Origin of the sequence: Bernardetia sp. (assembly GCF_020630935.1) — a bacterium.
In the GTDB taxonomy this organism is placed as follows: Bacteria; Bacteroidota; Bacteroidia; order Cytophagales; family Bernardetiaceae; genus Bernardetia.
This window is the reverse complement of record NZ_JAHDIG010000042.1, coordinates 1-25,332: the sequence shown is the minus strand read 5'-3', so window position 1 is coordinate 25,332 and position 25,332 is coordinate 1. Positions and strand designations below refer to the sequence as shown.

Here is a 25,332-nt window from a genome sequence, read left to right as displayed (position 1 = left end):
ACTACATAAAATTAAGTTACACGTATGGAAACATTATTTGTTACGATTGCCCCTCACGCCAATCAGTTTTGGGACCCTAGCAATAAGAAAACAAAAATGCTTGTGGGTAGAGGTATTTTCGAAGTTCAATCTACAGCAGTCATTCAGCAAGGTATTGCTAGTGGGGCGTTATCAAAATCGTCAAAAGAGGAATTTGATAGACAAGAAGCTGCCAACACAGAAAAACCTGTGAGAGAACAAAAGCCTGTTGAAAAACCAAAAGCAGAGGATAAAAAACCTGCTGCCAAAACAAGTTCTAGTACCACTAAAAAGTAAATACTGAAGTATGCCACTTACCATCAAAGATATTATCCAAAACCGTTTACCGTTTCTGAATTATTCAGATACTACGGTAGATGCACGTTTGGATAAAATAATTTCAGAAGTCCAATGGACACTGCAAAAACCTTTAGGTAAGGACGATGCAGATGTGGAATTGGAGGCGAGTTATTCGCAGCAAGAAATTATTTTGATTGGTGTGTATGTGGCATATTTGGTTGTTCTTAGAAAGGCATTTACAACTTTAGCAGGAGATACAGAAACTTCGGAAGAGGCTTCTGCCAAAACCTTGAAGAAGGCAAAAGCCGATGTAGTAGAAGCTGAATTTCATATCAGTAAGGCAAGTGATGGCTCTTCTATCCAATTGGATACCGAAACATTACTTGCTTCACTAAAAAAGGAAATTTGTGATACAGCAGCACTTTTAGGGATTACTTTAGTGATTTGTCAAGTATGCAAGAAGGGTTTACCTTTTGCTTTTCGTGTCAATCAATGGTAATCAAAAGTTGAAGTTATGGCTAATTTACTTTCTCCAAATGACCTAGGTCAAATCGATAAGGCTTTTCAAAAAGATCTTCCAGATACCTTTTTGAAAAACGATATTATCTACCACTTAGCAGGGCAGATATATGATCCATTTATGGAGAGTAATACCGATACGAATTTTACAGATATTCCACTCAAAGGACTGATTGTAGATTCGGATTCCAAGCAAGATGCACAAGTGAGGTTTACTCAGATGGGTAGAACAGATATGTCAGAACATTATGTCAGTATCAATTTTGCCCAGCTAGAAAGTAATGGTTTAGTAGATGGAAACAGAGAGCTTTTAATGCAGCCGAATGCTGATTGTATTTCTGTGAGAGGTAATCGCTATGAAGTGACTGCTGTAACACAAGTGGCTGATCTAAATGATTTGAAGACTTATGTTAGGATAAGTTACAGAGATAACATCAGACCCAAAAAATGATGAGTTATGCCAGTTAGGAAGTTTGGAGATTTTGGAAAGGTCAATAAGGTTTTTGAAAACTTAAATCAAAACCTCATTAAAGCTGAAAAAAACATCTTGGCTAGGATAGCCTCAAAAGCTGAACAACTTGCTGTGGATAGAATAAAATCGCAACCGAGTGAGTGGAAACGACTCAGTCCTGCTTATCTGAAAAGAAAATTAGGAGGCAGTTGGGGAAGAATTAGGAAGGATGGAAAAAGAGACCGAAGATTTAAAAATAGGTCAGAAAAAATTTTGATTTCTAGTTCTACCTATATCAATTCTATAACTTCCAATGTGAGTAATTCTTTGGTGGCGTATGCAGGTGTTCCTAAGAATGCAAAATACGATAACGGAGAGAGCGTAGCTAAAATAGCAGCGATTCACGAGTACGGTTCTACTAAAAGAAACATTCCAGCTCGTCCTGTATGGCTACCCGTAAAAAATCAAGTGAGAAACTATATTCTAACTTCTCCAGAAATACCTAAAGAAATGAAAGGAGCTTTGCTTAGAGGAGTGAAATAAATTAATACGAAAAAATGTACTTCGAACTATCACAACTAGACCGAGCTTTTTACGACTATCTGCGAAGGAGACTCGTAGAAAATGGCTATTTGCCAGATATTTCTACACTTTCAGAATCAGATTATAAAGCTCAAATGATGTCAATGACTACTAATCAAAAAGTGGTTGAAATTTTTGGTGTAGGTTCAGTACAAGCACGGGGTAGAGTGGATGTAAATAAGATTGTCATTGATAGGATTGACCTTTCTCCTGCTGATATTGGTGCTTGGGGAACAGTTCGTTATCAAAAAAATGAAACAGCATATAATAAATACAAACGTCCTCCAGCCACCTATAATGTAACCTATCAAATAGGGTTTGTTACAGATAGTACGAGAGAAGAAAGAAAACTTTTGAACCTCATTTTGTCCACTTTTGGCGCAATGGGCTGCAAAAATGGAATAAAAGAAGACTTTACAAAAACAGAAAACTATTTTGATTATAAGCAAGTAGATTTCAAAGATAATTCAGATGGAGATTATTTTGAGAAAATATTTAGATACCAAGTATCAAATGTTTTTATAACTCCTGACTCATTAGAAAGTGATAGCATTGGAACGTTGAAACAAATAGATATTGAAACGATAAACGAGCAGGACAACGAATAAACTATTTTGATAATTTTAAATGATAGAATAAAATGCCAAAACCACAAACTACCGTATCTTTTAGGGAAGATACTCAAAAAGCATTCAGTTTAGGAACTGCAAAGTTTGCCGTTCAAGTTGTAACCGAACGAGGTGTTGCAAATGAGCCAAAAGAAGTCCGAACGGAAAGAGAGTTTATTAGGTATTTCGGACAAGTTACACATCCAACAGCAGAAGAAGCCGTTCGTGCATTGCGAAAAGGAGCAATTCTTATCATCAATCCACTTTATAAATTTACAGCAGGAGAAACTGTCGGAACAAAAGCAAGTGTAGCCATTACGGTTGGAGCAGAAACCTTGACAGTTACAGCAAAGGAAGTCGGTGAAGGTTATAACGGAATTGTAGTAAAAACGTCCTCTCCAAGAAGTCGAAAAGCAAATGTTGTAGATTTGAAAATCTCAAAAGGAACTGAGTTTGATGAGAATATTTATGATGTACCAGTTTCTCTTACAGATGCAGAAGTTATAAATATAAATAAGAAATTAATCAATGTTTCCTTGTCGATTTCTGCTACACTTACACTCACAAATGCTCTCACAGGAACACTTGTATCAGGAGTAAAAGATTCTAGTGCTTTGCTTCCTGCTGATATTGTTGCAGCAGTAAGTGCAGCGTACCAAGACTTTGATTTTGGCGAAGTTTTTCATTTAGTCAATCTTTATTATACAGATTTTGAAGTAGATGCTGCCTTTGTTGCGCTAGGAGAAGCAAAAAAACTATCCGTTCATTTGCCTTTACCTTTACATGTTACGGTTGCTAATGCCATTGCACAACGAGAAGGAACAGGGACATTTACCCACCAACCTATCAATTCATTGTTTGCTGAATATTGGATTGGACAGATTGAAGTTAGAAGTATTCAAGACCCTACTCAAATTATAGACTTGCACCCAATGGCTGATATTATGGCTGCCATTACAAAAAAAGATGCAATCGGTCAATGGTTGAGTGCCTCGGCTGCTGACTATGGTTTGTTAGATGGAGATGTATTAAATGCTCGTAAATTCACAGACTCAGAGCTTGACCAAATTTATGATGCAGGAATCAACTTTATTTCTCGCAAGTCTGGTTTAGGAATAAAATTGAATGGTAATAATTCGCTTTTCTTAGATAAATCTAAACTGTCTAGCAAAAGAAATATTGGCGATTTGACAATCTATAACCTTCGTTGGACAGAGCTATTAGGTGATAAATACTTAGATAAGCCTGCTGATATTCAAACTATTCGTGAAATACATAGAGAGGCATTGGAAAACTTAAATGATTTAGTAGCACGCAGAGCAATTACTGAATATACTTGGGTCGGAGACCAAGAAGCAAATACACTTGATGAACTCGTGTTAAACGATAAGACTCAATTTCAACTAGGAAATTACAAAGTTGAAAATTATGTAGTTCCTACTGGTTCTCTTGAGCAAATTGGAATTGAAACAGTTCTTACACAAGGTGTTAGTTCTGCCTCTGCTGTTCTAACGTAGAATAGCTTTTTGAAAGTTTTTGATAAAAAAATGATAATCATAAAAAAAAAATAGTATGTCAGCAAATACAGGAAATTATTTAACAGCAGCCAAATTTAGGCTAGAAATAAGTGGTATTGATGAAGTGCTTTTTCAAGAAGTCCAAATACCAGAAAGAGAAATTGAGGTAGCCACAATGAGAAGACCTACTGATGAATATGATAAAGAAATTCCTACAAAAGCAAAGTTAGGAAGAATGACTGCAAAAAAGCTCGTACCCATTGGAAGTCCAGATGCTTACCTTGATAAATGGCACGAAGACGTATTAAAATTACCTCGCCAAGCTTATGCTCGTTTTGCAGTTTTGGTGCAATTAGCTCCTGATGAAAAAACACCTGTAAAATCGTATGACTTAGGAGAAATATTCCCAACTAAAATCTCTGTCGATAACCACGTTCGAATGTCTTCTGACTTAATGTATGAAACCATAGAGTTTTCTGTAAGCCGTATGAAGGTAATATCACTATAAAATCTTTGCATCAAATTTCATAAAAAGAATAGAATAGATAAAAAATGAACGCAACAAAAGTATATACCCTCCAATCAGGAGTAGAAGTAGAATCAGAGTTTATCACAGGTAATCATTTAGAAATTTTCAGTAAACAAGGCACAAAAAACAACAAAACAAAAATGTTACTTGCCCTTGTCAAACGAATAGGCGATAACAAGAATATCAAACTTTCTGATATTGAGAAAATGCCTATCAATGATGTTACTGATTTGATGATTCAACTTCGCTTAGATTGTTACGACCCAGAAATAGCCTTTGTTTTGGAATGGGAAAACCAAGAAAAAAACAAGTTTAAGCATGAACATAAAATTGAGCTTACCGAAGACTTCTTTGAAAAACAAGCTCCTGAAAAGCTCATAACTTCTTACGATGATTTGGAATATGAATACGATGTTCAGCTTCCTGTTTCTAAAGCAAAAGTGCGTTTGAAAGTTCTTACACAAGGCGATTTAGACAAACTAGGTGGAACTATAAATCTGCAAGATGTCCATTTGAATACACTTTTGGAATGGAGAAAACCACGTATCATCACAATAGATACAAATACAGATGGAAAAGAAGTCGAAAGACCAAACAAATGCGACCTCAAAAAACTCATTGCTAGAGATTTATCTTTTCTGCAAAAACAAGTCAATCTAAAAGAAGGCAAGATAAATACTTCGTATGAGTTTACACATCCCATTAAAGAACTTGCTTTTCTACCAAAACAAACAGTTGATATTGTAAATAGTCTTGGTTTTTTGTTCCCTTCGCTGACGTAGATTTGTTTGAAACTTGGCTCTCTGTGAATTATGGAGGAATAACTATTACAGAAGAAGAATTTTATAAAAAAACAGTCAAGAAAATAATAAGAATGATAGACTGGCTCAATAATCAGAAAGCGAAGGAACAGGCAGAGTTAGAAAAATAAATTTTATGTAATGCTTATGTGATTGAGGCAATGAAATATTTATAAAATGTTTGTTTGCAATGTTCAGATAAGCATTTTTTATGTGATGGTAATGTGATTTTGATAGAATAGAAAAGTATGTTCCCGACATTGATGTCGGAAACATAAGGATAAGGATAGCGATAGAATAATTTGATAGGATAAAAAGGATAGCATAAGTAGAGAATAGATGAACGCAGCAAATATTTTAGGGATAGGTTTAGTCTTCACGCTCAAAGACGAAGTTTCAAATGCAGCCCAACAGATGACACAGAAGTTTAAACAATTAGACTATGTGTCGTCGGAAACGGCTGCTAGAATGGAATCTTCATTGAAGGGAATTGGTACTGGCTTTAAGATGATGGGAGCAGGGGCTGCACTTCTTGCTCCTTTGGGTTTGGCTGTCTCCAAGTCGATGGAGTTTAACAAAGCTATTTCGGCTGTAGGTGCAGTCTCTAATGCCTCTGCTCAAGATTTGACTAGGCTTAAAGAACAGGCTATAAAATTAGGTTCTGAAACTGAATTTACTGCCAAACAAGTTGCTGAAGGTCAGAAATTCCTTGCTATGGCTGGCTTTGATGTTACCGATACGATGGCTGGAATGAGAGGAATGTTGTCTCTTGCTTCGGCTGGGAATTTAGACCTTGCTCGTGCTGCCGATATTGCCTCTAATGCAATGGCAGTTTTTGGAATGAAAGGCTCAGAAGCTCAGAAGGCTGCTGATGTTTTGGCTGCTGCTGCTACAAGCTCTAATACTACGGTTCAATCGTTAGGCGAATCTATCAAATATTTTTCTGGAGCTATTGCTACCTACAAAATACCAATGGAAGAGGCTACGGCTGCCATTGGTCTTATGGGTAATGCTGGCTTGCAAGGTTCTGTGGCTACGACGGCTCTCTCTACGGCTATGGCTAAATTTGCAAAGCCTACTGCCGAAATGAAAGAACTATTTGGTAAGCTAGGTATATCTATGTTCGATGCTAAAGGTGAGTTTGTTGGAATGCCAAATATGATATTACAACTTACAAAGGCTTCTGAAAATATGACACCAAAGATGCGAACTATGATAAACTCTACTGTTTTTGGTGCTATGGCAGTCAAAAATGGTGTTTCTCTAATGAATGCTACCTATAAAGATGCTAACGGAACAGTTCTCAAAGGTGCTGCTGCAATGGAAGCCTACACTAAAGTATTGGAAAACTCTGAAGGTGCTGCCAAGCGTATGGCTGATATGCAGCTCAATAACCTTGCAGGGTCATTTACAAAATTACAATCAGCCACCGATGGTTTGCTTATTCGCATAGGGGACAAGCTAGAACCTATCATAAAACAAGTAGTGGATAGGTTTACCTCGCTTGTTGGTGTGATGACCAATGTAATGCACTCTCCAATCGGAGATTATATTATTGGAATTGTGGCTGCTTTGGGTACAGGCTTAGTCGCCTTAGGTGGTTTTGTCTCTGCTTTTCACGCTGTCAAGTTTGCTATGCTTGCCGTGCAGCCTGTTTTGGTTATGCTCAAGGGAACTCTCATTTCTACACTCGTTCCACTATTGCCCTACATTGCTGTGGGAGCTGCCGTAGCTGGTGTCATTTATGGTTTAGTGAAAGCTTATCAAAGTTTTACCAATGTTTTAGAAGGTAATGCTGCTCCTGCAACTGGCTTTTTAGGTTTTATGCAAAAAGTAGGAGGAGCTATCCACGCTGTTATAGAAATTTGGAAATCTGCCACCAACGAAGGATTTACCTTAAGTGGAAAGTTATACGAGGCTTTACAGTCGGTAGGATTGGGAGAATTTGCTCTAAATATTGGCACATGGATAGTCAGAATAAAAGCCTTTTTTGTTGGAGCTGCCGAACGGTTCACTAACCTAAAAAATGTATTTGGTTCTGTATTCGATGCTTTTGGTAGAGTAGGAACAGCTCTGAATCCTATCTTTGATTTGTTGGGTAAATTTGGCTTTACAATAGATAAACTCGGAGGAGACGTAAGTGTATTTTCTCAGTTAGGTGGCTATGCCTTTGATTTTATAACGCTTTCTATTAGATATGTTGCCACTACTTTAGAGATACTAGCAAATGGAATTGTTTACGTAATAGACAACGTAGCTATTTTTGGGAGCTTCTTTGTAAATACCTTTACAGAAATAAATGGCTACATCGACCAGTTTAAAGGTGGAATGCTTACGCTGCCAGAGCTGTTTACTAAAATAGGAACGTCTATCGTAACCAATCTGTACACAGCCTTCAAAGCTCAATGGCAATCTTTCCAAGCTTTTGTAGTTAGTTCTATCAAAGCCCTGCCAGGGGGAGAGGCTATTGCAGGATTTTTTGGTATTGGAGATACTGGAGAAAGTGCAGCCAAACAAATGGCTTTATCTCAAGCAGGATTTGCAGGGCAAGCACAGTCAGATACAAGTATTGCTCCTCAACAAGTCCGTAGTTCCTTTTCTCAAAAAGTAGATAACATAAATAATGCAAGCGCAAGAGAAAAACAGGCTCAATACTATGCTGGAGAAGCTGCTAAGTTTAGTTTAGAAAATCCTGTTCCTCAAAATTCTAGCACACAAGCTGCTCCTGTCGTGCATAATCACATTACTGTTGATTTGGACGGAGAGAAAATACATAGAAATATTACAGAGCGTAAAGAGCTAGAGGATGCTAGAAGTTAGACCAACTTAGACGATTTTTAGACCTAAGTTAGACCATAAAAAATAACTCTTTCTTTCCCTCAAAACATCGTAACCCTTCCCAAACGTTCTCGTGTAGAGTAGTGTAAATTAAACACGAACTAATTAAAATCATGTAAAAATTATGTTACAACGACTTGATCCTGCAAAAATGACAAAAGAAGAAATTTTTGAAGTTATTATCTCCAATCCTAGCAGAGCACATTTTTTACTGATGAAAACAGAAGAAATGAGTAAAAAATATGATGAGGCTATAAAGGAATATGAACTACCAGACTGTCCAACCCGTAAAGATTTTTTGCAACAGAATCAGTACGGATTACTCAAAACTTTTATCTACTAAAAAAAATATGCAAACTATACAAGTAACTGACAAAGAAAAAGAGCTTATCAAACTAGCGTTGAAACTCGCTGCCGAAAAAAGTAGAGAAATAGCTACAACGTACTCCAAACTGACACTTAATAACCATCCACAAGATGAAGGCAAAAAACAGATGTTAGAAAATTTGTATGCGTATGAGGATTTGTTGGATAGATTGGGGCAGAAGTGTAATTTTAATTAATACATTATAAGTCTCCAAAAATTAAACCTTTCTAATATTTTTTTGTTTTAGATTTGCAAAGTCTTAAAAAAAATAAAAGAATTTGGCAGCTTCACTTCGCAAAATAATACACATCGATATGGATGCTTTTTATGCCTCAGTAGAGCAAAGGGATCATCCAGAACTGAAAGGGAAGCCTCTTGCTGTTGGAGGAGATGGTAAGCGAGGGGTTGTTGCAGCAGCCAGCTATGAAGCTCGTAAATACGGTGTATATTCAGCTATGTCTTCCAAAATTGCGTTGCAGAAATGTCCTCATTTGATCTTTGTTCGCCCTCGTTTTGAAGAATACAAAAAGGTTTCTTTACAGATTAGAGAAATTTTCTCAGAATATACAGATTTAATAGAACCTCTCTCCTTAGATGAGGCTTACCTAGATGTAACACACAATAAAAAGCAGTTCCCCTCTGCTACTTTGCTTGCTCGTCAAATCAAGGAAGAAATAAAAACTAAAACAAACCTCACTGCTTCTGCTGGTATATCTTTCAATAAGTTTTTGGCTAAAATAGCCTCTGACTTCAATAAACCCAACGGACTGTTTACTATTGTACCTGCTGATGCTTCTAAATTTATCGATGAACTTCCCATCAAAAAATTCCATGGTATCGGTAAGGTAACAGCAAAGAAGATGCATAAGTTGGGTATTTATACAGGTGAGGATTTGAAAAAGTGGAAAAAAAATGATTTGCTTAAGCATTTTGGTAAAGTAGGAGGCTTCTACTATCACATTGCTCGTGGAGAAGATTCTCGTCCTGTCAATCCAAATCGCACTCGTAAGTCTATTGGTGCGGAGCGTACTTTTTCAGAAGATCTATTAGAAGAACAGCAAATGCTAGAAGCTCTTGAAAAAATCACACAGAAACTATCTTCTATACTCATAGAAAAAAATATAAAAGGTAGAACAGTTACTTTAAAGGTAAAATATTCAGACTTTAAACAGATTACTCGCAGTCAGACTAGTATTGAGGATATTCAGACCAAAGAAGATTTTACAAAGGTTTATGTTGCCTTGCTCAAAAGTATTTTTCCTCTTAGAAAAGGTGTTCGATTATTGGGTTTGCAGGTTTCTAACCTCAGTAGTCAAGAAATGAGTAGTAAAGTAGGTATGCAACTTACCTTATCTTTTTAAAGAAAGCTTTGACTTATTTACATTTCATATACGATCAAGTTTATACCATAAAAAAACGCATCCACCTTCTCCAGTTGATGCGTTTTGTTTCTTTTTTATTCGGCTTCAGCAATCTTGGATTAAACTAAAAGCCCTATGCCTATTCTGTTGTTATCTAACTTCAAAAAAGATAGGCTGGATTTAAAGTCCATCTATTCGCTTTAAAAGTGTAGTAGCGTTTCTATGCTTTACCTTGCCTATCTGATGACAAGTTATTGGCAATAAACGTCTTGTTTTGAAAATGTAATAACCGAAAGAGAGTTTGATGAGCAGCTAAATCTCTGACGGATATTTTATTAAAGGGAGTAACTAAATGATGCTGACTACTAATATCCACAGCATCTGTATTGTTTGGTGGCATCTCTTCATCAAAATTGAAGTACACCAGTCTGTGGTTATTGACAAGTTCTTCAGTAAGCTGATTTGTTTCTTGAGTATCCCTCTCTACAAAGTATACAACGTTATCTTGCGAGTCATCTGATGGCTCGCTCTCTAAACTCAACAAAGTAAAACAAGGGATACAAGCAACAATTAAAACGAATAAAAATTTAAAATTTTTCATAGTTGGTAAATTTGGTTTAAAAAGGTTGTTGATTATCTAAAGTCAAATATAAAAATAATGAATCACTATTTTATAAAATTTTTAATAAATAGGCTATATTTTTGTAAATTTGATAAAATAAATCGCTTTTAATCAAAATATTTGTTGTGTATGGCTTTTTCAGAAGTATATAAGGAGGGATTGCGAGATAGGTTGAGGAAGGTACAAGTCGTAGAAGAGAAGCAAGTTTATAATTGGAAAGAAGACTTAGAGAAGATACTCAAGAGTAAAACAGTAAAAGTGTTGAAATTCTTTGCTCGTAAGAGAGTAAAGAAAATATTAGATACTGCTGAAAAACTTGTACAGCTCATCGTATTTATTGAAAACTTAGGTGGTTGGGAGAATTTCAAAAACGTTATTTGGAAAATTATCGAACTAGGAGGTACAGAGGAGACGGTCGCTAGACTAGAAGAGAAAGACGTTAGAAAGCACTGAATACGAAGATTTTTGAGATTATAAATTTGGCTTGAATGGAGATGATTATAAATATTTTTTGGAGCATTCAGATACTGTTATCAGTATTAGTTTTAGGTTCTTTAGTTTACTCTAAAATAAAAAAGAAAAGGGTATTAAGCGATTTTGCTTTTGATATGTTAATAGGCGCAATACTATCTGTATATTGTATAAGAGGATTTTTAGAGTCTTTATTGACTACTTTTTATATAGTTCCAATAACTATGTTATTAGTAGTTCTCTTTGCTGTTATTTTTAAAAAACATAAAAAGATATAGTGAAGTATGAATCCTTTTAATGTTTTATCTTTGAATAGAAAAAAAACATCTTAAATCTAAAAGGCTACGTATCATGAACTCAAAAATTATTTTGAATAAAGATTTACCTAATTGTCCTAAAGGTAGAGTTTTCAAACAAAATATCAATGGAGATTATTTTCACTCTATGACAGACAAAGAGGCTATTGAGGGAAGTTTAAAAATGTATAAATTCACTAAGGAAGAGGTTAAGAATAATCCAGAATGGTTTTCAAAGATCTAATAACATATTATGCAGCACCAACTATCAGCCATTGATGGTTCTATCTACATCTTAGAATTATCCGAGCCATTTGGAAGACTAGAATTACAAGAAGTACCCAAAGAAATTGCGAAACAACGTACTGGAAACTATGCAACAGTTGATGTTCCAGGACGTAATAATCCATTGCACCATTATACAGGAGGTGGTGACACTTTTTCTATGTCGTGTCAGTTCGTTTATGATGGGAGTAATGAAGATACGGTACTACGAGATATAAATTGGCTAGAAGGACTGATAGCAAACGATTCCTATAATGCCCCTACAAGAAAAGTGAAGGTTATTTTCGGTAATTTATTTTCTAATAAAACCTATATTGTAAAGAGTGTCAGTAGCAAGTTTACAGATTTCGATAATCAAAACGGTTGGAAGGCGAGAAGAGCAGAAGTAAGTATTTCCTTTGAATTATCTATGGAAACAAACCGAAGTATAAATGACATTAGACAATTTTGATTATGGCTACTGAAAAACCAATACGATTACACGAATCTAATCTCTACGCAGGAGGAACGCTTACCATTTTTGATGATGGTAGGAGAATTTTAGAAGCTAAAGAAAGAACTCCTGCTAAAAATCAAGCATTTCAAACCCATATTGTAGTTGCTGGGGATGACCTTACCATTTTAGCATATAAGTATTATGGCTCTTTGGTTACAGAGGCTAAGAACTATTGGCATGTCATTGCTGATGCCAATAATATTGAAAAACCGTGGCGTTTGGAAGAGTTGATTGGAGAAGAAATTATCATCCCAGATATTTATCAGTGGAAACTTAGTTAAAAGTTAATACCATATTAGTTATAAGGCTCATTTTTAAAATCTTCTTTGAATTTAGCAATAATTTCTTGTGTAGTTTTTATAGTGTGAATTATAAACGTTTGATTATTAATTATTTACACTAATTTACACGACAAGAAACAGCATTGGTTACTATTTATCACAGATAATCTAGTTGTTTATAAACCTAATAATATTAGCAATAAATAAAAATATTAGTATCTTTATATTCGTTAATCACTAAAAATAATAGCAAATCTATCTGTCCTACATTACAACTACTAAGATACTTATTCAAACAAATAAAGAAATGTTCTCTTTTTTATCAAAACAAGAGTCGAATATCGATGTGAATCAAAAAAATAAACAAGCCTTGGAATTAGGCACAAAACTTCTCAGTTCTTTCACATTAGATGAGATAGAGGAAATGATAGATGACGCAACTTGTCTTGCCTCGACACACCCCTCACCAGAACTCCCTACTGATGAGAAGAAACTTATAGCAAAGCTGTATCATTTCAGAAGGCTTTTGAGGAAATAAAAAAAGCTCTCAAATACATGAGAGCTTTCCAAAACTACTTGTAAACCACAAAGGCACACCAAGCCTTTACAAACAAATGAAAAATCAGAACTGAAACAAATCATTGTTTACGAGCAATACAAACTTAGCAAAATATTTCTATAATTTTGATATATTTTCAATAAAAACAATTATTTTTGATAAAATCATAATTTTAAAGCTATTTTATTGAGATTTGATAATGAGTGGTGTAGTAGGCTCTCCTTTTTATAAGATAATCATAGCTCCTACTGGAGAGGATATAACTCCTTTGGTGGACAGCTTTTCGTATGAAGATACGATAGAAAAAGACGACCTACTACGCATTTCAGTAAGTCTAAAAAATGTATTTGAATTAGATGAAGACTGGCTTGTGGCTGGGGAGAAGTTGCGATTTATGTTTGGTTATATCGGTGGGCTTCAAACGGAAGAACGAGTAGCCAAAATTTCGGATATTTCCAGTTCGTACGGAGAAGTTATCAAAGTTAGAATTGATGCTGTTGATGTAGGACAGTTTATGAAGGAGGAATTTTCTAACAAAATTCATAAAGACAAAACACTTTCTGAATTAGTAGAGGAAATGGCTGATACATATTCGTATAAAACGGATGTCATCCAAACCAAAAAGAAGTATCCGTATTTACCACAAGCACAAAAATCTGATTTTGATTTTTTGATGCAACTAGCTAAACGAGAAAATTTAGTTTTTCGTGTAAGTGGTGACACGCTTATTTTAGAGAAGAGAAATCTTCTAAAAGAAGCTGTCAAAACTTATACTTGGGGAAAAGATATTATTTCTTTTGTACCAAAAGTCAAATACACTAAACAAGATACCTCTTCTCAAAAAATCACTTCTTATTCTATCAACCCTCAAACAAATGAGATTCAGAAAAGCGAAGCTAAAAGTGAGAATAAAGAGAAAGAAAAATTAGGAGAATATAATATAAAAGTTGATGCTAATGGCAATGCTAAAAAAGTGTTCCCCAAGAAAAAAGCAGAATCCGAAAAGTCAGAAGATGGAAAGCTAGTGCAAGGAAGCACAGACAAAAGTCAAAATGATGGCTTAGTCAATACATTACAAGAAGATAAGTCGTTGGCAGGAGTTACGGCAAAGCTAGTCGTAGAGGGAAATCCATTACTCAAAGCTAATGATATTCTGACAATAGCTGGTGTAGCAAAAAAGCACGAAGGAAACTGGAAGGTAATGTCAGCTAAACACGATGTAAGTGCAGGTTCGTATTATAAAACCACTTGTGAGCTCAAGAAAAATGCAACGAGTAAATCAGTTACGAATGTACAGCCAGATAAGGCTAGTTCGAAAAGACAACAAGTGAACACAACACAAGGAAGTACAGCTGTTAATGAAGCCCAAAGCAAAGTTCTTGTTTTTGATGCCAATGGAAAGGAGGTAAAAAATGGATAGACAATTCAAAAAGGTTGTTCAAGAAAAAGGCTTAGAAGAAGCTGGTAGATTTTATGGATTGTATCACGGTATTGTCGTAGAGAATGAAGACCCTGAAAAGCGAGGACGCTTGAGGGTAAAAGTCCCTTCTATTTTTGGAGACCAAGTTTTAGAGGAATGGATCTATGGAAAGTCTATTTTTAGTGGAGACACTATTGGTATTTGGGCTATTCCTTCTACTAAAAGTGGCGTTTGGATTAGTTTTGTCAATGGAGAGGCTTCAATGCCGATTTGGGAAATGGGTTGGTTTTCAGACAAAGCAATGCCGAAGGAGTTCAAAGACCGTTATTTGGATGGGATTAGTTTGAAGCATGATAGAATATTCATTCAATCTAAAGAAGCAAGTATTGAACTCTTTGAGGATGGTAAAATTGATATTGTAGGCAAAGCTGATATTTCTGTTTTCACAACAGGAGGAAAAATCGAATTGAAAAACTCTACTCAAAATCTAAAAGGATTATTGAATGAATTGAAGGAAATACTCTTGACTTTGAAAGTAGCAATGAATGGAACTCCTCTCAGCAATAGCTTGACACCAGATACCATCGCATCATTAAGCAGTTGGAGCTTTAAAGTAAATCAATTACTAAAATAAGATGAGCCAAAAAATCACAGGAACTGGACTGGCATTCCCCTTCGAAGTAGATTCGGCAGGGCGTTCTGTCTATGTTTCAGGACAAGAGCTTATCAATCAATCTTTGGGAATTATTCTATCACAACCAACGAATCAAAAACCGTTTATGCCAGAGTTTGGAACGCAGATAGAACGGTTTAGGTACGAACCCAATGATACGATTTTGCAAACGCTTTTGCGTGAGTTTATCGTTGATGCTATCACAAGATGGGAGAAGAGAATCAGAGTAAAAGATGTAGTATTTGAAACTTCTACAGAAACTACAATCAAATGCATTATTAGCTACCAAATTGTAGGAAGCAATGAAGAAGGGACTTACACCTATCCTTTTTATCGTGAATTAGACTACTGAAAAAAGTTATGGAAATATTAGAAAAAGAAATTGAAAAGAAGGGGAATATCTTAGAACTGCAAAAAAGACTACAAAATGAAATAGGAAAGTTTTGTAAGGAGAAAGATTTTAAAATCAGCTATACAGAACTGAATGCCGTTCTAATAAAGCTTTTACACAATAACAACGAGTACGAACTGAAAGGATTGATTGAAGAAGCACAGAAAGAAGAAGGAAAAAATAATTTTAAAGAGATATGAACAGCAAAAATGAATGGGTAGGATATGCAGATAGAAGTCAGGAACAGATAATGGATTCTGTCTTGCCTAAACTTTCTACAAAACTACCACGTCATACCGACCATTCTCCAACAGAGCCACTGGTACAAATGCTCTTTGTTTGGAGTGCTATTGCAGGAATGCTGAATTACTACATCGACAAACAAGGAGAGGAAGCGTTTTTAGTTACAGCTACTCGTTACAAAAATGTTGTCAAGTTTGCCAAGATGGTCGGCTACCGAATCAAAGGAATGATTCCAGCTTCGGTAGAGCTTCGTTTTTTTGTTGAAAGTCCATTGCCTTCAGATGTGCTTATTCCCATCGGAACAGAAGTTCAAACAGCAGATGAAATTATTTATACCACTACAGATAACCTCATCATTCTAGCAGGAGAAACAGAAGGTTTTATCGATGCCGTGCAGCAAATTTCTTTCAGCAATATCTCTGTTGGAACTTCTGACGGCACAGCTTCACAAGTCTTTGAACTCATTGAGGAAATTGTTGATGGCTCAGTATCCGTGTTAGTAGATGGACTGGGTTGGACTTCTAAAGATTCTTTTTTAAAATCATTCCAATTAGATAGAGACTTTGTAGATGGTGTAGGGCAAAGTCGTAAAATGGAAATTGTTTTTGGAGATGGTGTAAAAGGAGAAATTCCACTTGTGGGAGCAGATATTACTGTAAATTATGCTGTTTCACAAGGAAGTGCAGGGAATGTATCTGAAAATACCATTACCGATATTATTTCTTCTGTGGCAATGCCAAGTGGATTTATATTAAAAGTGACTAATCCAGACCGTGCGAGTGGTGGGGCTGATGTTGAGACCTTAGAAGATTTGCAAAGAAAGATTCCAATTTTTATTCGCACACAGGATAATATGGTAACAGGGCAAGACCATAACGATGTTCCTCTTTTAGCTGCTGGTGTAGGAAGTGCAGGACATTTCTTTGAATGTGGAAAATATGTAGATATTTATATTTCTCCACTTGGAGGAGGAACTGCTACGCAAACACTCTTAGACAATGTCGCTGATTTTCTTGAACCACGAAGACTTATTACTACCAAACTAACGGTTAGGAGTGCAGGGGTGCTGCAAGCTAAAGTCAAGTTTGTCATTCAAGTGCGCTCTAATTTTGTTCGTGCTGATGTAGTGGCTGCTGTGAGAGCAAATCTTTTGAATTTTCTCTCATCAGACGTGCAAGTAATTAGAGGGAAAGTCAAAATCAATGACTTGGTAGAGGTTGTCGAAACGACAGAAGGTGTGGATAGTTCGGATACGATATATTTCTATGTAGAACCATTTGCACGTCCACTTCTTGAAAACACTACGGAACTGCTTTGGAATAAAAGTCTTTTACCAGCTTCATCAGAAACCATAAAATGGGTAATTACCTTCGTGTCAGCTACTTCTTTTAGAGTTTCAAAAGATAGAGTTTCTTTGGGTACGGCAAGTGTAGGCACACCTATTACACAAAATGAAATTCAATTTACGATTTTACCTAGTGCAGAGTATGCTGTAGGCAAAAAATGGGAATTTTATACCTATCCGTACTCTAAAAATTTGTTGTTACAAGAACCGTCTATTGTACTGGCTTACACAGATGATGTTCTGATAGATTCGGAAGGAGGACTTTGATGGGATATTGGGCAGATAATATAATAAACTACTTTGGCGATGCTATCAAAGAAATAGATAGGCAAGGCGTGGTCGATGCAGATGGAAAAGGAGAGTTTGAAAGGTACAATGAGATTATAGGAGAAGACATTGATGATAATATTGAACCCTTGCTGGATAATCTGATTGAAAATACGATGCTTGCTGATACGATGTATAGTCGTTTTGTTCCTCTTTTAGAAAAGACTATCGGAATAACAATGCGCCTAACCAATAGCGAAGATTTAAGACGAAAGGTTTTAAAGTTTGCTTTTAGGCTGTATCAAATTAGAGGAACAACATTAGGCTATGAAGTTCCCCTTCGAATGCTTGGGTTTGAAAGTGTGGAAATTGTAGAGAGTTGGGTCGTCTCTTCTTTTGATTCTCCTTTGACCCTGGATGATGCTGTGCGTAGATTAGATAGTGGAGGGAGATGTCAGAGCTGCTCGCCGTATGAATTGTATTTGACAGGAAGTTTGGAACTAACAGCTGAAATTATGCGAGCTGTAGGAGAAGTGATAGAGTTTAACGAGCCGATAAATGCACGATTGACAGCTCTCAAATACAATGGAGAAGACGCACTTGCTAGTCTAATTCGCTTTAGAATTTACAATGGAGACTTACTCTATGAAAATTTATCTCTCTACGATGTGGATTTTGTATTGAATGAGAACAAAGAGTTAGTCGCACAAGGACCCGATGCACATAGATTTAGAATAGAAAATGGAAATATTTATTTGAGGACGATATAAAGAGATGGATAGAATAAGATAGTTTTAAATTGATAGAATAATGGCAGAAACAAATTTAGGACAAGTAGGAGCGATATGGCTCAATGATGCCGAGCCACCACACAAAAATATGTTGTGGCTAAAGACCATCAATCAGCTGACAAACGAAAAAGAAGGATTGATTTGGAATGGCATTGAATGGATAAATATACAAGGACAAAGTTTTTACTGGAAATCAGAGTTTGATGTAAATACAGATTACACAAAAAATGATGTGGTTAGATTTAGTGACCAACTCTATATCAAGCTCAACAATACCACAAGCAGTGGAGATACTCCAGATGTGAGTGCTGATTTTGAACTGTTTCTACCCTCTCTAACTCCGTCTGGAGAAGAGGGAAGTGTTCAGTTAAAAGATGCCAATGGACGATTTTTCGGCAGCGACTTGCTTAGTTTTATTGCAGGTGTATTTTCTGTTTATGGTAGCTTTTTTCTAAAATCAAATGCAAGTTCAACAGGGAATGCTTTAGAGGTTAAAAATAGCTCCAACACAACTTTGGCGAGAATTACAAACGATGGCTATATTTTAGGAGGTACAACGGTTGCTAGAGTAGGTTTTAATGCTTCTAATTATACTCTTTATCAAGCAGGAAGTGTTGCTGTTTTTGTGAATGGCGTGGTTAGAATGAACGTACTACACGATTCTGTAACACTTTCTGTTCCTCTGTTAGTCTCTGAAATTAGAAACGTAACTAGCATTACTTCTGGAGCTAATATGTTATTCCGAAGCTCACAAGGAGGAGCAAACTCTAAAGGCTTTGATATGGGTTATTATGCAGGAAAAGGAGGTACAGATTCGTTTAAGAGTGGTGTGATAAAACTAGGTTATACACAGCGAAATAATGTCGATGTAGATGTTTTGACAATACAAGAACTCAATCCCAACAGTACCGATGGCAAAGCTCGTGTGATATGGAACATAAAAGAAATCTATGCCGATGATACAGAAGCTGTTAATGCAGGAGCTCCTGTAAATACAGTGTACAGCACTCCAACAGGAGAACTTAGAAGAGTCGTTTAATAAAAAAAATAAGTTATGAATCATTTAAAAGATATTTTTCTTCCTGTTCTCTTGAAAGAAACAGAAGATGTAAAGATAGAGGCGTGTGTAGTTGATATTTACATGGCTATTCTGTCCAATGCGATCAAAGTAGATGTTTTATTGGATACTAAAACACCCTTCAATTCAGAAGGGCATAAAGAAGTAAAAACAATAGATATTTCAAATGAGAATAAGATTCAAGTATATACCTCTGCTCAGACGCCCAAACACGATGTAGATGGAAATAAAGTCTTTATTGGCGAAATGGATATGTGGCTCAAATTAATGGGACAATATACGCTCAAACAATGTATGCAGCTCATACAACAATCGATGCAGAGAGAATTTGGACTGATACAAACACCATTTATTTACATAGAAGAGTAAGAAATAAGGTTTTAAAAAGATAGTATAAGATGGCACAGAAGAGATTTTTAGAGTATTTATCGGATGATTTAAGTTTTTCAATCAATGCGTTTTTGAATGGCATTCTGCCACAAGGACGTTATCGTGGATTTGACTTTGTCCCCACAGATAATTTATTTCTTTCGCTTACTCACGATACCACAGGATTTCAATATCCAAAAGCAGATGGAAAGCTTACACCTTTCTCTGGAGTAATTCGAACGCATCAGGGACTTAGCATTATGGAAGATGAACCGATGAGTTTACAAGTTTCTGCTAATACTTCATCTCATCCACGCATAGATTTGGTAGTCTGTGAGCATCAATACCAAGCCATTGCTGGTGGAATAGATGCCGAGTATTTTATTATTGAGGGAACGCCAAGTGAGAATCCAGTAGAACCAACGCTGAATAATCCTAACTTTCAAGTCGTTATTGGAAAACTTACTCTGCCAGCAGGAACAACACAGTTAGATAATCCAAATGTAGAATACGAGCAAGCTACCATTCCAGAACTCGGCAATAATGATTTGGCTGCTCGTTTCTTAGAACTGCTTAGTCAGTATGCCATTTTGCAAAATAATTTCAATACCCTTCAATCTAACTTCAATACGCTAAGTCAAGAAATGATAGATTGGAGAGACTTCTATCAGCCTGTAATGCGTTTTGACGGCATAAATATCCAATGGAAGTGGGCAGGAGAAGATGATACAGCGTGGAGAGATTTGATGCAAGGCATTGGTGTAAACCTCTCGGGTCCTGGCGAAATGGAGGTACGCATCTTAGAGGCGCAGTACCTACCTAATGCAGAAGTCTATGACCCTGCAAGTCCAACAGACAGAGACCACAATGTTTTAGAGTTCAATACAGATACCAATCTACCCAACCCTGCTACATTTTGGGTAAATAATCGTATTTGGGTTGCCCCTCAGACAAGAAGTTATAGAGTTTTACTAGACACTCTAAAATTGACGTGTGTACAAGCTGTAGATTTTGCAGCAATCAACGCTGAAAATGCTTTCCCATTCCCTCCTAGTGATGTATTAGTTGGTGATGCCGAGGGAAAGTGGTTTGGAGAAACAAATGTGGCTATTCCGAACAATGGTCTTCTAAGAGTAGAGATACTAAAAAACAATATCCCTATCTATGAAAAGGTATCTATGTTTAAGTTTGAAGATGGAAAGCCTATCGGACACGAAATACTAATCAATGTAATTGATGAGGTGTTTGAATTTGATGCAACGGATAATCTTAGCTTTATTATCAGTACCAAGCCAAATTATAATATTATTTCTGAAAGAATAGGCAGCGTAACAGGATATGCACAGCAAGATGAAAACACTTTTAAAAGGAGTGCTAACACGCAGTGGGTTATAAGAAATCATTATCAGATTACCACAGGACATTGGACGGTTACGCCTATGCCGTAACTAAAACGGCAGTTCCTCGTCCGTATAATAGAGGTCAGAGTAGGAATTCTGAGAAACTTTTTTAGGAAACAAATCCCTCCACCTAAAACAACGAATACGGAAAATCAAATTTCCCAAAAAGACGAGAGGTGTTCGTTTATGTGAAGGATAACCTGTTTTGCCAAATCTTTTCAAGAACGTTTTTCTATCAAAAAATAAGAAGAGCCACCAAGCACATTCTGTTCCTACTCTGTATTTTGGTCTTTTGTGAGAAATATAGCCTTCAATATTTGGCTTTATTTCTTCACTAAAAGATTTAGAGTGTTTGTAGATTCTTTCTACAGGATTATGAAATGTAAACTTACCTAGTTTGTACTTATCTAACTTTGTCCAAAACTCCTCATACACACCAGTTCCCATACAATTCCAACAAGGTTCTTCTTTCCATTCATTGCTGAACCAGCCTGTTGCATCGCAGGAATAGCAATCTTTTTTGATGTGTTGTATATCCTGTCCTACCTTTGTTCCATATTTTTTGAGTAGCTTTTGTTTGAGTTCATAAAACTCTTGTTTTGCTATCAATGGAATATCACGGTTGGCATAGTGGAATAGGTAGCCAAGAATATGGATGATTGGATTCATAATTTTTATTCTTCTGTTAAAGTAATGGCTTTGATAGGCACAGACGAAATAATTTGTAGTAATGATTCAACATTATCTATTAGTAGGCTCTTTGAACCTATTAAGTTATAACTCCCATCTAAAAATTCTCTGTATGTGATTGGGTAAGAGATGTCTAAACCTAAGGTTCTTGCCCTATTCCTTATTCTATCAGCTTCCTTATAATTTTGACAAACGATATAACTGAAAGTTTTTGCAGCCTCCTTTATCAAATCTGTTGTTTTTCCACTTCCTCTAGGTTTGTATATAATTTGCATAGGCTTTTAAAATAAATCTAAGGGTAATTCTTTTTTTCTTTCTTCAGATAAACAAATTTTAGCTTTTCTATATGGGAAGCCATCAGCACTTGCAAATTCAGCTCCATAAATAGAATTGTGAATTTCGCTAGCTACTTTGTACAAATCACTTTCAGTAGGGTTTTCTGGTATGGAAATTTTGAATCTGCTGGCTGCTTCTAGCAGTTCTTCTTTAGTTATAGGTTTTAATTCTTCCATTGAAACTCTAAAGAAAAACTCTCTATGCGATGGCATATACCTAGAACCTTTTCTAGTTTCTTTAGCTACCCAATAACCCATTGTTGACTTGACTATTAATGGCATATTATTATTGATTGATTAGTAAATTGGTATTTCCATTTTATCTTGTCCATGTATTGACAGTATGATTCTATAATTTTCAATATCTGACTTCCTAAATAATGCTGTTTGTATTGCTATGATAATTGCCTCCTCTTTATCTGCGTAATATAATCTTGGATAGAAACGATTACTATAACTTTGTTTTAGTTTGTAACCTTCTATCCAAACTTCAACTTTATAAAAAGTCGTAGGTAATACCATTTCGTACCCTGAGGTGTATTTAGAATAATTATTTGCTCCCTTTTCGTATAATTCATAACTCTCTGTTCCTTTCTCAAAAGGATTGTTCCAATGCCAATTGTCTTTTTTCTTAAAAAAGAGATTGTTTATTTTTGATAACAAGTTCATCTATGGGCATTTTATTAAATCAAAAACTTTATCTGTTTGATTGTAAGAGTAGATATACCTTCCTTCTTCTTCAATATCTATCTCAATGATAGCACTACGAATAGATTGTCCTTCAACTAAGTCTTTGAAGTAGTGCATTATTTCTCTTTCATCATCATAATCCCTCAAGTCTCCATAAAATACAACCAGCATTGCTGCTGAGTCAGAAATGTTTGGATTTTTGATAACATTATATCGCAAACTTCCTTCACTCCCGCAAGGTATAAATGAATTTTCCCACTCTGAACCATTGTTTATCGTACAAATTAGACCTAATTCTTTTTCAGTAGGAAGAGGAGGGTGTTTGTGCAAGATAGAATCAAATCTAATACTTGCGTTTACGTGCGTCCATTTACTCATTTTGCTTTTTTATAACTCGTTTAATTCCAAAGTCGGATTTTCTAATCTTACACATTTTATCGCTTTCTGAATCGTGAAACACAATACCTTCAATGTCATTTATTTCCAAGAAAGATTTTAACCCCTCAAAACTGAAATCTGTAATGTCTAATATTTCAGAGCCGTGTTTAATTAGATGATGTCCTTCAATACATTCAGGATTTCCTTGCACTTTTTCTCCACACAGTTCATAAGTACCATCTTCTTTATTTTCTAAATTATCAAAAGCTATAAAGTGCCACTTATTACTTTTATCTTCTCTTAGGCACTTTATCCAGTGAGGGTGATGTCCACTTTTCTCATCTGCTTCTTGACAAGGAATGGCATTAGGAGGAAGTTTTCTTCCCTTTTTTAAATCAAACCTCTTATAAAGTTCGCCATCAATGATAGCACAAGACGTTCCATCAAATTTTCGTGTGGGAACTCCAGAAATAAAAATCCATTTATTTTGAGGATTAATTTCATTTATAACTCGTCCTAAATCATTAGGGTCTTTTTTGTAAAGCGTTGATAGTTTTTTCATATTTTTATACAGCCATTTTATAATCAGCAAATTTTCTCAACTCTGCTACCGAAATATAATGGTCAGACATATAAGTAACTGAAAATGAAGGTTAAAAAAGATGTTTATCGAATGAGTGAACTCTAAATTCAATCTCCCCAAAATTCATTGTGTCTAAGCAAATCATTTGGTAGCCTGTATAGCTGCCTAACTTTTTAGCTGTGACAGAAATAGAAAAAGCATTATGTTCTTTTGCATACTGAAGACATACACTTTCTATCTTGCCAAACGTCCAGTATTTTTTAGCCCACTCTTTTTCAGAGTTGGTTTTTCCTTTACTGTAGTCTTTTAGCCATTCAGAGGAGATACTTTGTAATAATGTATCCACAAAGAATTCTATCCCATTAATATCTTTCAGTTCATCGTCCATTATTACGACAGGCTTTTTATTTGAATACTTGGTAGAAAGGTAGTCTTCAATAACAAACAGAATAACGAAAAAACATATCACTCCACTTACAAAAGGTAGAAGTACATTAAATATTTCAAAAACCATAATTGATATTTTTTTGTAAAAATTATTTTTAATATTCTAGCATCTGTATGCTATTCATTTTTTTAGTTTAAAATATCCCAGTCATTAAGCATCATCTCAAATGAGATGTACTTTTCTTTTAAGTCATTAAATTGATATTCTCTGTTTGAGGCAGAGTTTCTGACAAAAAATGACTTTCTATTCTCTGATAAGCGCAAAGTTATAGGGTTTACCCTGCTGCGTATTCTTTTTCCATCTAAAAAGGCTTTATATGCTTCTGAAAAGTCTGCCATACTTTAGTTGATATTTTTTTGTGAAGGTTATTTTTGATTATCAGCAGCCCAAGCTTTGGCTTTAGTTATTTTTTTATCTAATTCATCTCTTACTTTAGTGTCAAAGCTCTTTTTGTCTTCATCTTTTGTTTGAGGAATAGAACGATTCAACTTATTCAATTCCTCTACATCATTACACCCCTTTACGTATGCTTCATACTGTTTTTTACTTATGATTTTATCAAAATTTTCTTTTTCAGACTTATGTTTAGCAATAGACTTTTGAGCTTGTTCTAATTGTCCCTTAGTCATATTGTAATGACTTTCTAACCCGTGGAAGTTTTCTGTTAGATTTTTATTTTCAGCTTTATAATAAGCAAGGTCTTTTTCAACTTCTTTGAGAACAGCCATACCTTTTGTATTGGCTTCTTTATAAGACTCCAAGCTCTCTTCTAGCATTTTATATTGAGCCGTTACAGCAGTAAGTGTCTTTGCCAAAATGTTTGCTTTTTTGAGCTTACTATCATTTTCTTTGATGATAATCTGCCCAAATACAAACACTATGTAGAGCAAGGCAACAATAGGGAAAGTAAATCTCATTTCACTTTCTGCCATACTAGAAATGAGATATGAAGCAATAGCTAAAATAGCTAGAACTTTGAGAAAGCTATAGGCTGTCTTACTGCTAGAGGCAGATTGAAAGTATTCTTTCAACAGTTCGGCTGTTCTTGAAGGTGTTTCTTGAATAGCTGGACTCGGATGGGGGGTTTGATTTTCCATTTTTATAGGGGTTTTGGGTTTGGGTAGTTAGTTTTGTTTAGATAGGTTGCTTTTTAATTCCCAACTGCTTGAGAATAGCATCCATTTCTCTTTCAGCAGCTTCCTCATCGCTAGTATAAGATTTAGTAGCCTTGCTGATATCATGTTGTATCCTTGCTTCTTGATGTTTGTTGAAGGTTTTATTTAAAGACATCATGTATGGATCTTTCTCATAATCAAGAGCAATCTTTTCCG

The 25,332-nt window shown here is 35.5% G+C and carries 38 protein-coding genes; 27 read left to right on the top strand and 11 right to left on the bottom strand.

Translation table 11 applies throughout. From position 1 onward, the window contains the following. Positions 1–24 precede the first annotated feature (24 nt). From QZ659_RS12570 to dinB, 13 genes are all read left to right on the top strand, one after another. On the top strand, positions 25–315 hold the full coding sequence (locus QZ659_RS12570; RefSeq protein WP_291726177.1) for a hypothetical protein: 291 nt from the start codon (positions 25–27) through the stop codon (positions 313–315). 10 nt (positions 316–325) lie between these two features. Next, positions 326–817, top strand: coding sequence for a hypothetical protein (locus QZ659_RS12565; protein ID WP_291726176.1), 492 nt, complete (start codon positions 326–328; stop codon positions 815–817). A 15-nt stretch (positions 818–832) separates the two neighbouring features. After that, positions 833–1,288: a hypothetical protein gene (locus tag QZ659_RS12560; RefSeq protein WP_291726175.1), complete on the top strand. Its 456-nt coding sequence runs from the start codon at positions 833–835 to the stop codon at positions 1,286–1,288. Between the two features lie 6 nt (positions 1,289–1,294). Continuing rightward, positions 1,295–1,831: a hypothetical protein gene (locus QZ659_RS12555; protein WP_291726174.1), complete on the top strand. Its 537-nt coding sequence runs from the start codon at positions 1,295–1,297 to the stop codon at positions 1,829–1,831. A 14-nt stretch (positions 1,832–1,845) separates the two neighbouring features. Then, entirely contained in the window at positions 1,846–2,478 is a 633-nt protein-coding gene (locus tag QZ659_RS12550; RefSeq protein WP_291726173.1) for a hypothetical protein, read from the top strand. Between the two features lie 32 nt (positions 2,479–2,510). Beyond that, positions 2,511–3,995, top strand: coding sequence for a hypothetical protein (locus tag QZ659_RS12545; RefSeq protein ID WP_291726172.1), 1,485 nt, complete (start codon positions 2,511–2,513; stop codon positions 3,993–3,995). 55 nt (positions 3,996–4,050) lie between these two features. Then, complete coding sequence (locus QZ659_RS12540; protein ID WP_291726171.1) at positions 4,051–4,503, top strand: phage tail protein; 453 nt, start codon at positions 4,051–4,053, stop codon at positions 4,501–4,503. Between the two features lie 44 nt (positions 4,504–4,547). After that, the gene (locus tag QZ659_RS12535) at positions 4,548–5,306 is read left to right on the top strand and encodes a hypothetical protein (RefSeq protein WP_291726170.1); all 759 of its coding nucleotides are present in this window, start codon (positions 4,548–4,550) and stop codon (positions 5,304–5,306) included. Between the two features lie 2 nt (positions 5,307–5,308). Continuing rightward, positions 5,309–5,455, top strand: a complete 147-nt coding sequence (locus QZ659_RS12530) for a hypothetical protein (protein WP_291726169.1) — start codon at positions 5,309–5,311, stop codon at positions 5,453–5,455. Between the two features lie 208 nt (positions 5,456–5,663). After that, the gene (locus tag QZ659_RS12525; protein ID WP_291726168.1) at positions 5,664–8,144 is read left to right on the top strand and encodes a phage tail tape measure protein; all 2,481 of its coding nucleotides are present in this window, start codon (positions 5,664–5,666) and stop codon (positions 8,142–8,144) included. A 142-nt stretch (positions 8,145–8,286) separates the two neighbouring features. After that, the gene (locus QZ659_RS12520) at positions 8,287–8,505 is read left to right on the top strand and encodes a hypothetical protein (RefSeq protein ID WP_291726167.1); all 219 of its coding nucleotides are present in this window, start codon (positions 8,287–8,289) and stop codon (positions 8,503–8,505) included. Between the two features lie 7 nt (positions 8,506–8,512). Next, complete coding sequence (locus tag QZ659_RS12515; RefSeq protein WP_291726166.1) at positions 8,513–8,725, top strand: hypothetical protein; 213 nt, start codon at positions 8,513–8,515, stop codon at positions 8,723–8,725. Between the two features lie 82 nt (positions 8,726–8,807). Continuing rightward, complete coding sequence (dinB, locus tag QZ659_RS12510; RefSeq protein WP_291726165.1) at positions 8,808–9,890, top strand: DNA polymerase IV; 1,083 nt, start codon at positions 8,808–8,810, stop codon at positions 9,888–9,890. 220 nt (positions 9,891–10,110) lie between these two features. Here dinB and QZ659_RS12505 read toward each other — a convergent pair whose 3' ends face one another. Next, on the bottom strand, positions 10,111–10,491 hold the full coding sequence (locus QZ659_RS12505) for a hypothetical protein (RefSeq protein ID WP_291726164.1): 381 nt from the start codon (positions 10,489–10,491) through the stop codon (positions 10,111–10,113). A gap of 150 nt (positions 10,492–10,641) precedes the next feature. Here QZ659_RS12505 and QZ659_RS12500 point away from each other — a divergent pair, with 150 nt between their 5' ends. From QZ659_RS12500 to QZ659_RS12435, 14 genes are all read left to right on the top strand, one after another. Next, entirely contained in the window at positions 10,642–10,965 is a 324-nt protein-coding gene (locus QZ659_RS12500) for a hypothetical protein (RefSeq protein WP_291726163.1), read from the top strand. A 369-nt stretch (positions 10,966–11,334) separates the two neighbouring features. Then, positions 11,335–11,523, top strand: a complete 189-nt coding sequence (locus QZ659_RS12495) for a hypothetical protein (protein WP_291726162.1) — start codon at positions 11,335–11,337, stop codon at positions 11,521–11,523. A gap of 9 nt (positions 11,524–11,532) precedes the next feature. After that, positions 11,533–12,015 (top strand): hypothetical protein, encoded by a 483-nt coding sequence (locus QZ659_RS12490; RefSeq protein WP_291726161.1) that lies wholly within the window; start codon positions 11,533–11,535, stop codon positions 12,013–12,015. Positions 12,016–12,017: 2 nt separating this feature from the next. Continuing rightward, positions 12,018–12,341 (top strand): hypothetical protein, encoded by a 324-nt coding sequence (locus QZ659_RS12485; RefSeq protein ID WP_291726160.1) that lies wholly within the window; start codon positions 12,018–12,020, stop codon positions 12,339–12,341. Positions 12,342–12,687: 346 nt separating this feature from the next. Beyond that, complete coding sequence (locus tag QZ659_RS12480; protein WP_291726159.1) at positions 12,688–12,879, top strand: hypothetical protein; 192 nt, start codon at positions 12,688–12,690, stop codon at positions 12,877–12,879. Positions 12,880–13,099: 220 nt separating this feature from the next. Further along, positions 13,100–14,320, top strand: coding sequence for a phage late control D family protein (locus QZ659_RS12475; protein ID WP_291726158.1), 1,221 nt, complete (start codon positions 13,100–13,102; stop codon positions 14,318–14,320). After that, positions 14,313–14,954: a phage baseplate assembly protein V gene (locus QZ659_RS12470; protein WP_291726157.1), complete on the top strand. Its 642-nt coding sequence runs from the start codon at positions 14,313–14,315 to the stop codon at positions 14,952–14,954. Before QZ659_RS12475 ends, QZ659_RS12470 begins: the two co-directional genes overlap by 8 nt. 1 nt (position 14,955) lies before the next feature. Beyond that, entirely contained in the window at positions 14,956–15,345 is a 390-nt protein-coding gene (locus QZ659_RS12465) for a GPW/gp25 family protein (RefSeq protein ID WP_291726156.1), read from the top strand. An 8-nt stretch (positions 15,346–15,353) separates the two neighbouring features. After that, positions 15,354–15,584: a hypothetical protein gene (locus QZ659_RS12460; RefSeq protein WP_291726155.1), complete on the top strand. Its 231-nt coding sequence runs from the start codon at positions 15,354–15,356 to the stop codon at positions 15,582–15,584. After that, positions 15,581–17,239 carry a baseplate J/gp47 family protein gene (locus tag QZ659_RS12455; protein WP_291726154.1) on the top strand — a complete coding sequence of 553 codons (1,659 nt, stop codon included), beginning with the start codon at positions 15,581–15,583 and terminating at the stop codon, positions 17,237–17,239. Before QZ659_RS12460 ends, QZ659_RS12455 begins: the two co-directional genes overlap by 4 nt. Continuing rightward, positions 17,239–18,009 (top strand): phage tail protein, encoded by a 771-nt coding sequence (locus QZ659_RS12450; protein WP_291726153.1) that lies wholly within the window; start codon positions 17,239–17,241, stop codon positions 18,007–18,009. Before QZ659_RS12455 ends, QZ659_RS12450 begins: the two co-directional genes overlap by 1 nt. Before the next feature lie 40 nt (positions 18,010–18,049). After that, entirely contained in the window at positions 18,050–19,069 is a 1,020-nt protein-coding gene (locus QZ659_RS12445; RefSeq protein WP_291726152.1) for a hypothetical protein, read from the top strand. Positions 19,070–19,084: 15 nt separating this feature from the next. Next, positions 19,085–19,477 (top strand): hypothetical protein, encoded by a 393-nt coding sequence (locus tag QZ659_RS12440; RefSeq protein ID WP_291726151.1) that lies wholly within the window; start codon positions 19,085–19,087, stop codon positions 19,475–19,477. Positions 19,478–19,506: 29 nt separating this feature from the next. Then, positions 19,507–20,925: a hypothetical protein gene (locus QZ659_RS12435; protein WP_291726150.1), complete on the top strand. Its 1,419-nt coding sequence runs from the start codon at positions 19,507–19,509 to the stop codon at positions 20,923–20,925. Here the strand turns inward: QZ659_RS12435 and QZ659_RS12430 are convergent, their stop codons facing one another. From QZ659_RS12430 to QZ659_RS12385, 10 genes are all read right to left on the bottom strand, one after another. Beyond that, on the bottom strand, positions 20,926–21,546 hold the full coding sequence (locus QZ659_RS12430; RefSeq protein ID WP_291726149.1) for a hypothetical protein: 621 nt from the start codon (positions 21,544–21,546) through the stop codon (positions 20,926–20,928). It abuts the gene before it with no gap. 5 nt (positions 21,547–21,551) lie between these two features. Beyond that, positions 21,552–21,842, bottom strand: a complete 291-nt coding sequence (locus tag QZ659_RS12425) for a hypothetical protein (RefSeq protein WP_291726148.1) — start codon at positions 21,840–21,842, stop codon at positions 21,552–21,554. Between the two features lie 6 nt (positions 21,843–21,848). Further along, on the bottom strand, positions 21,849–22,160 hold the full coding sequence (locus QZ659_RS12420; protein ID WP_291726147.1) for a hypothetical protein: 312 nt from the start codon (positions 22,158–22,160) through the stop codon (positions 21,849–21,851). Between the two features lie 39 nt (positions 22,161–22,199). Further along, positions 22,200–22,571: a hypothetical protein gene (locus QZ659_RS12415; RefSeq protein WP_291726146.1), complete on the bottom strand. Its 372-nt coding sequence runs from the start codon at positions 22,569–22,571 to the stop codon at positions 22,200–22,202. Beyond that, entirely contained in the window at positions 22,572–22,970 is a 399-nt protein-coding gene (locus QZ659_RS12410) for a hypothetical protein (RefSeq protein WP_291726145.1), read from the bottom strand. It lies immediately after the preceding gene. Continuing rightward, complete coding sequence (locus QZ659_RS12405) at positions 22,963–23,532, bottom strand: hypothetical protein (RefSeq protein WP_291726144.1); 570 nt, start codon at positions 23,530–23,532, stop codon at positions 22,963–22,965. Before QZ659_RS12405 ends, QZ659_RS12410 begins: the two co-directional genes overlap by 8 nt. A gap of 91 nt (positions 23,533–23,623) precedes the next feature. After that, positions 23,624–24,067, bottom strand: a complete 444-nt coding sequence (locus tag QZ659_RS12400; protein WP_291726143.1) for a hypothetical protein — start codon at positions 24,065–24,067, stop codon at positions 23,624–23,626. 62 nt (positions 24,068–24,129) lie between these two features. Beyond that, positions 24,130–24,339 carry a hypothetical protein gene (locus tag QZ659_RS12395; protein WP_291726142.1) on the bottom strand — a complete coding sequence of 70 codons (210 nt, stop codon included), beginning with the start codon at positions 24,337–24,339 and terminating at the stop codon, positions 24,130–24,132. Between the two features lie 27 nt (positions 24,340–24,366). Beyond that, complete coding sequence (locus tag QZ659_RS12390) at positions 24,367–25,098, bottom strand: hypothetical protein (protein ID WP_291726141.1); 732 nt, start codon at positions 25,096–25,098, stop codon at positions 24,367–24,369. 37 nt (positions 25,099–25,135) lie between these two features. Further along, the coding region (locus QZ659_RS12385) for a hypothetical protein (protein WP_291726140.1) at positions 25,136–25,332 on the bottom strand (197 nt) is incomplete at its 5' end.

What these genes read in the sequence shown, in the direction of transcription:
- QZ659_RS12570 (WP_291726177.1), top strand. Translation starts at nt 25, where the DNA reads ATGGAAACATTATTTGTTACGATTGCCCCTCACGCCAATCAGTTTTGG.
- QZ659_RS12565 (WP_291726176.1), top strand. Translation starts at nt 326, where the DNA reads ATGCCACTTACCATCAAAGATATTATCCAAAACCGTTTACCGTTTCTG.
- QZ659_RS12560 (WP_291726175.1), top strand. Translation starts at nt 833, where the DNA reads ATGGCTAATTTACTTTCTCCAAATGACCTAGGTCAAATCGATAAGGCT.
- QZ659_RS12555 (WP_291726174.1), top strand. Translation starts at nt 1,295, where the DNA reads ATGCCAGTTAGGAAGTTTGGAGATTTTGGAAAGGTCAATAAGGTTTTT.
- QZ659_RS12550 (WP_291726173.1), top strand. Translation starts at nt 1,846, where the DNA reads ATGTACTTCGAACTATCACAACTAGACCGAGCTTTTTACGACTATCTG.
- QZ659_RS12545 (WP_291726172.1), top strand. Translation starts at nt 2,511, where the DNA reads ATGCCAAAACCACAAACTACCGTATCTTTTAGGGAAGATACTCAAAAA.
- QZ659_RS12540 (WP_291726171.1), top strand. Translation starts at nt 4,051, where the DNA reads ATGTCAGCAAATACAGGAAATTATTTAACAGCAGCCAAATTTAGGCTA.
- QZ659_RS12535 (WP_291726170.1), top strand. Translation starts at nt 4,548, where the DNA reads ATGAACGCAACAAAAGTATATACCCTCCAATCAGGAGTAGAAGTAGAA.
- QZ659_RS12525 (WP_291726168.1), top strand. Translation starts at nt 5,664, where the DNA reads ATGAACGCAGCAAATATTTTAGGGATAGGTTTAGTCTTCACGCTCAAA.
- QZ659_RS12520 (WP_291726167.1), top strand. Translation starts at nt 8,287, where the DNA reads ATGTTACAACGACTTGATCCTGCAAAAATGACAAAAGAAGAAATTTTT.
- QZ659_RS12515 (WP_291726166.1), top strand. Translation starts at nt 8,513, where the DNA reads ATGCAAACTATACAAGTAACTGACAAAGAAAAAGAGCTTATCAAACTA.
- QZ659_RS12505 (WP_291726164.1), bottom strand. Translation starts at nt 10,491, where the DNA reads ATGAAAAATTTTAAATTTTTATTCGTTTTAATTGTTGCTTGTATCCCT.
- QZ659_RS12500 (WP_291726163.1), top strand. Translation starts at nt 10,642, where the DNA reads ATGGCTTTTTCAGAAGTATATAAGGAGGGATTGCGAGATAGGTTGAGG.
- QZ659_RS12495 (WP_291726162.1), top strand. Translation starts at nt 11,335, where the DNA reads ATGAACTCAAAAATTATTTTGAATAAAGATTTACCTAATTGTCCTAAA.
- QZ659_RS12490 (WP_291726161.1), top strand. Translation starts at nt 11,533, where the DNA reads ATGCAGCACCAACTATCAGCCATTGATGGTTCTATCTACATCTTAGAA.
- QZ659_RS12485 (WP_291726160.1), top strand. Translation starts at nt 12,018, where the DNA reads ATGGCTACTGAAAAACCAATACGATTACACGAATCTAATCTCTACGCA.
- QZ659_RS12475 (WP_291726158.1), top strand. Translation starts at nt 13,100, where the DNA reads ATGAGTGGTGTAGTAGGCTCTCCTTTTTATAAGATAATCATAGCTCCT.
- QZ659_RS12470 (WP_291726157.1), top strand. Translation starts at nt 14,313, where the DNA reads ATGGATAGACAATTCAAAAAGGTTGTTCAAGAAAAAGGCTTAGAAGAA.
- QZ659_RS12465 (WP_291726156.1), top strand. Translation starts at nt 14,956, where the DNA reads ATGAGCCAAAAAATCACAGGAACTGGACTGGCATTCCCCTTCGAAGTA.
- QZ659_RS12460 (WP_291726155.1), top strand. Translation starts at nt 15,354, where the DNA reads ATGGAAATATTAGAAAAAGAAATTGAAAAGAAGGGGAATATCTTAGAA.
- QZ659_RS12455 (WP_291726154.1), top strand. Translation starts at nt 15,581, where the DNA reads ATGAACAGCAAAAATGAATGGGTAGGATATGCAGATAGAAGTCAGGAA.
- QZ659_RS12450 (WP_291726153.1), top strand. Translation starts at nt 17,239, where the DNA reads ATGGGATATTGGGCAGATAATATAATAAACTACTTTGGCGATGCTATC.
- QZ659_RS12445 (WP_291726152.1), top strand. Translation starts at nt 18,050, where the DNA reads ATGGCAGAAACAAATTTAGGACAAGTAGGAGCGATATGGCTCAATGAT.
- QZ659_RS12440 (WP_291726151.1), top strand. Translation starts at nt 19,085, where the DNA reads ATGAATCATTTAAAAGATATTTTTCTTCCTGTTCTCTTGAAAGAAACA.
- QZ659_RS12435 (WP_291726150.1), top strand. Translation starts at nt 19,507, where the DNA reads ATGGCACAGAAGAGATTTTTAGAGTATTTATCGGATGATTTAAGTTTT.
- QZ659_RS12430 (WP_291726149.1), bottom strand. Translation starts at nt 21,546, where the DNA reads ATGAATCCAATCATCCATATTCTTGGCTACCTATTCCACTATGCCAAC.
- QZ659_RS12425 (WP_291726148.1), bottom strand. Translation starts at nt 21,842, where the DNA reads ATGCAAATTATATACAAACCTAGAGGAAGTGGAAAAACAACAGATTTG.
- QZ659_RS12420 (WP_291726147.1), bottom strand. Translation starts at nt 22,160, where the DNA reads ATGGGTTATTGGGTAGCTAAAGAAACTAGAAAAGGTTCTAGGTATATG.
- QZ659_RS12415 (WP_291726146.1), bottom strand. Translation starts at nt 22,571, where the DNA reads ATGAACTTGTTATCAAAAATAAACAATCTCTTTTTTAAGAAAAAAGAC.
- QZ659_RS12410 (WP_291726145.1), bottom strand. Translation starts at nt 22,970, where the DNA reads ATGAGTAAATGGACGCACGTAAACGCAAGTATTAGATTTGATTCTATC.
- QZ659_RS12405 (WP_291726144.1), bottom strand. Translation starts at nt 23,532, where the DNA reads ATGAAAAAACTATCAACGCTTTACAAAAAAGACCCTAATGATTTAGGA.
- QZ659_RS12400 (WP_291726143.1), bottom strand. Translation starts at nt 24,067, where the DNA reads ATGGTTTTTGAAATATTTAATGTACTTCTACCTTTTGTAAGTGGAGTG.
- QZ659_RS12395 (WP_291726142.1), bottom strand. Translation starts at nt 24,339, where the DNA reads ATGGCAGACTTTTCAGAAGCATATAAAGCCTTTTTAGATGGAAAAAGA.
- QZ659_RS12390 (WP_291726141.1), bottom strand. Translation starts at nt 25,098, where the DNA reads ATGGAAAATCAAACCCCCCATCCGAGTCCAGCTATTCAAGAAACACCT.